Consider the following 5736-nt stretch of genomic DNA (forward strand, 5'->3'; position numbering starts at 1 on the left):
GTTTCAGCCGCGGGGCAGGGGGCTTGGCGGCTCGTCCGCGATCAATGCCATGCTCTATGTGCGTGGCCATCCGTCCGATTATGACCGCTGGGCCGAGATGGGGGCGACGGGCTGGGACTGGGCCGCCTGCCTGCCGTGGTTCAAGGCAAGCGAGCGCAATATGCGCGGCGCTTGCGATTTGCATGGCGATGCCGGGCCGCTACAGGTGGGTGACCAACGCCGACCGCGTAAAATTTCGCAAGCTTTTATCGAAGCCTGCGGGGTGGTGGGCTGTTTGGCGAATGACGATTTCAACGGGCCAGAACAGGAAGGCGCGGGGCTTTATCAGGTCACGCAGTTTTGGGATGGCCCGCAAAAGGGCGAACGCTGTTCGGCTGCCGCGGCCTATCTGCACCCGGCGATGCATCGCCCCAATCTCACCGTGCTTACCGGCACACGCGCGGAAAAGGTGCTGATCGAACAGCGGCGCGCCGTTGGCGCGCTGGTGCGACAGGGGCGAACGCGGTTGCGCATCACCGCGCGCGCCGAGGTGATTGTGTCGGCGGGCGCTTTTGGATCGCCGCAGCTTTTGATGCTATCGGGGATCGGCCCCGGCGCACATCTGCGCGACAAGGGGATCGCGGTCCTGCACGATCTGCCCGGTGTTGGTGAAAACCTGCATGACCATCTGGATTACATCATCTCTTACACCTCGCCCCGGCGCGATGTGGTGGGGCTGAACCCGCGCGGCATGATGCGGCTGGCCCGCGCCGCAGGCGGTTGGCGCAAACATGGCGAAGGGCTTTTTGCCTCGCCAATGGCGGAGGCGGGGGCGTTTCTGCGTTCGTCACTCCAAGAACCGATCCCAGATTTGCAGATGCATTTCGTTGTCGGCATCGTCGATCAGCATATGCGTAAGATGCATACGGCCGATGGCTGGTCGGCACATATCTGTGCCCTGAGGCCCCATGGGCGTGGAGCGCTACGTTTGGCATCTCAGAACCCGCGTAAGGCCCCGCTGATCGATCCGGCCTTTCTGGCTGATGCGCGCGATGAAGCGCTGATGCTGCGGGCCGGGCAGGTGCTGGAAGAAATCACCTCGGCAGCGCCGTTGGCGCCGTGGCGGGGCGAGCGTCTTTACCCGCATGATGGGTCCGACGCGGCGCTGATGGCCGATATCCGTGCGCGCGCCGATACCGTTTATCACCCGGTGGGCACCTGTCGTATGGGCACCGATGAGCAGGCCGTGGTGGACCCGGAATTGCGGGTGCATGGCGTCGCGGGGCTGCGGGTGGTTGATGCTTCGGTGATGCCGCAACTGGTGGGCGGCAATACCAATGCGCCCACGATCATGATCGCAGAACGCGCGGCAGCCTTTATCCGCGCCGATCGTAAGGGCGGTTAGCGGCGCCGGCGCGGCACGATCGGCACAGCAGTCGCTTGATAGTCGATGGAAGGATGGGGCGGTTGGCCCTGGGTGTCGCGCCAGAAGGCGGGGCCGCCAAGGCGCAGGAAATGCGGCACCATCATCGCAAGGCCCGCCACAAAGCCGCCCAAATGCGCCATATAGGCCACGCCGTCACTGCCCGCGCCAAGGCTGTTGAAAAGCTGAAAGGCAAACCAGATCCCCAGCACCCAAAAGGCGCGCAGCGTGAAAATCTTGTAGATGATGAACAGGATCACCAAAATATCGACCCGCGCGCGCGGGAACAAAAGCAGATAACCGCCCATCACCGCCGCCACCGCGCCCGACGCGCCCACCATCGGCACCGGGCTATGCGGTTCAAGCGCGATCTGGGCCCCGGCCGCGGCCAGCCCGCCCAACAGGTAAAAAAGCGCAAAACCAAAATGGCCGAGCTGATCCTCCAGATTGTCGCCAAAGACCCAAAGAAACAGCATATTGCCGCCGATATGCATGATCCCCGCGTGCAAGAACATGTAGCTCACCAGCCCATGCAGCCAGACGCCATGGGTGACCGCCTCGGGGTATAGCGCACCATGCAGCCAAAACCCGCGCATATTGCCGCCCCAATCCGCCGTCATCACATAGATCACGACGTTGAGCGCAATGATCGCCCAAGTGACCCAGGGCGTGCGATTAGACGGGTTATGATCGCGGATCGGAAACATGGGGCGAACCTTTCGGAAACCGGCCTGTGCGTCAAGCAAGGCTCATGGGCGCGCGCGGATCAGCGGCGCGCCTGCCGCATCGGTCAGTTCCAGTGTTTCGCCGCGCAGCCGCATCCCCTTGGCGCGGCCAATGGTGGAATGAAACGCTTGTTCCACCTCCATCTGCGCGGGCGGGCACATCATTCGCGTGCCGGTGGGCGCCCCGATATGAAGCTGGTCTCCGCGCATCTCGATCCGTGCCGAATAGCGGTTGCAGCCCGCGCTGCCCGCGATCACGCCCGTCTCGGGGGTGGCAAGCGTCACCACCACCCCTTGGGGCACGACCATCCCTGCAATGTCGAACACCTGCCATTCGGCGGCCTGCTGTAGCAAGATGTGCGGGTCGGTGACCGTCTGTGCGTCGTCTTCCTTGCAGGCGGCAAGGCCAAGGATCAGGGCAAGAAGCAGGATCGGGCGCATCGGCTCTCCTTCGGTTGTCCCAAAGGTGACGCAGGGCGCGCGGCACGGCAAGCGCGCTCACGCAAAGGTGCGCGGGCGGCGGCGTTAGAAACTGGGTGGTGTGTTGACCCAAACCAGCACGGTGCGCCCATCGGCGGCATTGGCCCAAGCATGGGGGCGGCGGCTTTCGAAATAGATGCTGTCGCCGGGGCCAAGTTCGTGCATTTCATCGCCATCAAGGGTGATGCGCAAGCGCCCCTCGATCACGGTGATGAATTCTTCGCCATCATGGCCATAGCCGCCCTCGGATGCGGCGCCGGGGGCCAGAATGAAACGGTGGCAATCCATCTGCCGCTGACCCTCGGCCAGCACTTCGACCCGCACACCTTCGACCGGCATCGGCCAGACCCGTGCCGCCCCCGCGCGCACCACGGTCTGCCCCGCGCTCTCTTGCCCCGACAGATGCGAAACCGTGGTGCCGTAATATTGCGCCAGATCGGCCAAAACCTTGAAAGAGACGCCCAGCCCGGTGCGTTCGATCGTTGAGAGGGCCGAGGGAGAGCTGCCCACCGCCTGCGCCACGGTATCGAGCGTTTCGCCCCGCCCTTGGCGCAATTGGCGCAGCGCCGCGCCAAGCGGCTCATTGGCCATCTTTGGGGGGGCAGTATCGCTGTCGTCGCCTTCCAGCGTGGCACGGATCGCTGCCGGGTTCAGCCCTGCTTCGCGGCGCAAATAGGCGATGCGTTGAAGCCGGGCCACATCTGCCGCCGTGTAGAGCCTTTGGCCCGAGGCGCGGCGTTGCGGGGCGATCAGCCCTTGGGTTTCCCACAGTCGCAAGGTTGACGAGGCAACACCGGCGGCCCGCGCCGCCTCGGTCACGCGAAACAGCGGCTGGCTCGGGTCAGAATCCGGGTCATTGGGCAAATCGGTCATTTTCTCAGCCTTACGCGCAGAAGATGCCCGGGGCCATCGCCACGGGCAAGAATTTTCTTGCAGAAAAAATGCAAAAAGATGAAGGCTAGGGTATCTCGAATCGGAGCCCCACCATGACTGTCCAGACCTCGTCCGACCTTACCGCCCGCCGCCAAGATGCCATTGCCAAGGGTGTTGGCATGACGACGCAGATCTATGCCGAACGGGCCGAGAATGCGGAGATCTGGGATAAGAACGGCACCCGCTACATCGACTTTGCTGCGGGGATCGCGGTGGTGAACACCGGGCACCGCCATCCGAAAGTGATCGAGGCGGTGAAGGCGCAATTGGAGGCGTTCACCCATACCTGCCACCAAGTCGTGCCGTATGAAAATTACATCGCTCTGGCCGAGCGGTTGAACGCGCTTGTGCCGGGGGATTTTGCGAAGAAAACGATCTTTGCGACCACCGGGGCCGAAGCGGTGGAAAACGCCGTGAAGATCGCGCGGCATTATACCGGGCGCGCGGGCGTTGTGGCTTTTGCGGGCGGCTTTCATGGCCGCACCTTCATGGGGATGACGCTGACCGGCAAGGTCGCCCCCTACAAGGCGGGCTTCGGCCCGATGATGAACGATGTCTGGCACTTGCCCTTCCCCTGCCCGCTGCATGGCGTCAGCGCCGAGGAGGCCGTGGCGGGGCTGGAGCGGCTCTTTAAAGCTGATATCGAACCGGGCCGGGTGGCGGCGATTATCGTTGAACCGGTGCAAGGGGAGGGGGGCTTTTATCCCGTGCCCGAGGGCTTCATGGGCAAGCTGCGCGGGATTTGTGACCAGCATGGCATCGTGCTGATCGCCGATGAGGTGCAGACGGGTTTTGCCCGCACCGGCAAGCTGTTCGCGATGGAACACCACGGCGTGGCGGCGGACCTGACCACGATGGCCAAGGGGCTGGGCGGGGGCTTCCCGATTTCCGCCGTGACCGGCAAGGCTGAGATCATGGACAGCCCGAGCCCGGGCGGGTTGGGCGGCACCTATGCCGGGGCCCCCGTGGCTGTGGCTGCCGCCCATGCGGTTTTGGATGTGATCGCGGAAGAAGAGCTTTGCGCCCGGGCCGAGCGTCTGGGCGCGCGGCTCAAGCAGCGCTTGGCGGCGATGCAAGAGGCCGTGCCCGAAATCGTCGATATTCGTGGGCCTGGCTTCATGAATGCGGTCGAATTCAACGTCGCAGGCACCAAGACGCCGAACCCCGAAATGACCAACCGCATCCGCGAAGAAGCGTTGAAGCGCGGGCTGATCCTGCTCACCTGCGGGGTCTATGGCAATGTGATCCGTTTCCTTGCGCCGCTGACGATCCCCGAGCCGGTCTTTGATGAGGCGCTGGATATCCTTGAAGCGTCGATCCTTGCGGCAAAGGGCTAAGCGATGTGGGGCGAGGCACCGCGCGGCACCGACCGGCTGGATGATACCGATCAACGCCTGATCGCCGCGCTGCGTCGCGACGGGCGGGCAGCGGTGTCTGATCTTGCCGGGCAACTGGGTCTGTCGCGCGCCACCGTGCGCGCGCGGATCGAGCGGCTGATGAACCGGGGCGAGATTTCCGGCTTTACCGTTTTGACCCGCTCCGATGTGACAACGGCCCCCGTGCGTGGGCTGATGATGCTCGCCATTGACGGGCGGATGACCGAAAAGGTGGTCAGCCGTCTGTTGGGGCTGCCACCGGTGCAGGCGGTGCATACCACGAATGGGCACTGGGATCTGATTGCAGAAATCGGCGCGCGGTCCTTGCCCGAACTGGATGAAACGATCTTGCAAATTCGACGCCTAGACGGGGTGGAGCGCACGGAAACCAACCTGCAACTGTCGTCGCGGCGTCCGGCGGCGCGGTTCTGATGGGGCTTGCCCGCACGCGCCCCCTTGAATTTCCGGAGCGCCGCTTGTATCTCGCAACGTCCCGGTTAGAATGGGCGGTAGACGCCCGGTCGGGGCGAAAAGCGGGCCCGAAAGGGCGCAAATGAAGGTGTGCCGATGTCTTGGACCGATGAACGTGTCGAACTTCTGAAAAAGATGTGGACCGAGGGTCAATCGGCAAGCCAGATCGCCAAGGAATTGGGCGGGGTGACCCGCAATGCCGTGATCGGCAAAGTGCACCGGCTGGGATTGTCGAACCGGGTTGAAGGCGGCGCCTCTGCCGCCGCGCCCGCTGCTGCCCCGGCGGCGAAACCGGCCGCGCCGGAACCTGCGGCGGCGGCCCCGGCGGCGCAACCTGCCCCGGCCCGCC

7 protein-coding genes are annotated in these 5736 nt (G+C 64.2%); 4 read left to right on the plus strand and 3 right to left on the minus strand.

From position 1 onward, the window contains the following. A partial coding sequence (locus CKO11_RS16995; protein ID WP_223641467.1) for a GMC family oxidoreductase occupies window positions 1–1384 on the plus strand: 1384 nt, incomplete at its 5' end. Here CKO11_RS16995 and CKO11_RS17000 read toward each other — a convergent pair. From CKO11_RS17000 to CKO11_RS17010, 3 genes are all read right to left on the minus strand, one after another. Beyond that, window positions 1381–2109, minus strand: a complete 729-nt coding sequence (locus CKO11_RS17000; protein ID WP_223641469.1) for a rhomboid family intramembrane serine protease — start codon at window positions 2107–2109, stop codon at window positions 1381–1383. The two genes, CKO11_RS16995 and CKO11_RS17000, sit on opposite strands and share 4 nt — an antisense overlap. Window positions 2110–2151: 42 nt before the next feature. Further along, window positions 2152–2568 (minus strand): META domain-containing protein, encoded by a 417-nt coding sequence (locus tag CKO11_RS17005; protein ID WP_223641471.1) that lies wholly within the window; start codon window positions 2566–2568, stop codon window positions 2152–2154. Between the two features lie 84 nt (window positions 2569–2652). Further along, window positions 2653–3480 (minus strand): MerR family transcriptional regulator, encoded by an 828-nt coding sequence (locus CKO11_RS17010; RefSeq protein WP_223641473.1) that lies wholly within the window; start codon window positions 3478–3480, stop codon window positions 2653–2655. Between the two features lie 113 nt (window positions 3481–3593). Between CKO11_RS17010 and CKO11_RS17015 the strand changes: the two genes are divergently transcribed. The 3 genes from CKO11_RS17015 to CKO11_RS17025 all read left to right on the plus strand — a co-directional run. Then, complete coding sequence (locus tag CKO11_RS17015; protein WP_223641476.1) at window positions 3594–4877, plus strand: 4-aminobutyrate--2-oxoglutarate transaminase; 1284 nt, start codon at window positions 3594–3596, stop codon at window positions 4875–4877. A 3-nt stretch (window positions 4878–4880) separates the two neighbouring features. Then, window positions 4881–5348 (plus strand): Lrp/AsnC family transcriptional regulator, encoded by a 468-nt coding sequence (locus tag CKO11_RS17020; protein ID WP_223641478.1) that lies wholly within the window; start codon window positions 4881–4883, stop codon window positions 5346–5348. A 135-nt stretch (window positions 5349–5483) separates the two neighbouring features. Further along, window positions 5484–5736: GcrA family cell cycle regulator (locus CKO11_RS17025; protein ID WP_317851829.1), on the plus strand; the 253-nt coding region annotated here is incomplete at its 3' end.

Source organism: Rhodobacter sp. TJ_12 (assembly GCF_020023995.1).
Lineage (GTDB): Bacteria > Pseudomonadota > Alphaproteobacteria > Rhodobacterales > Rhodobacteraceae > Rhodobacter.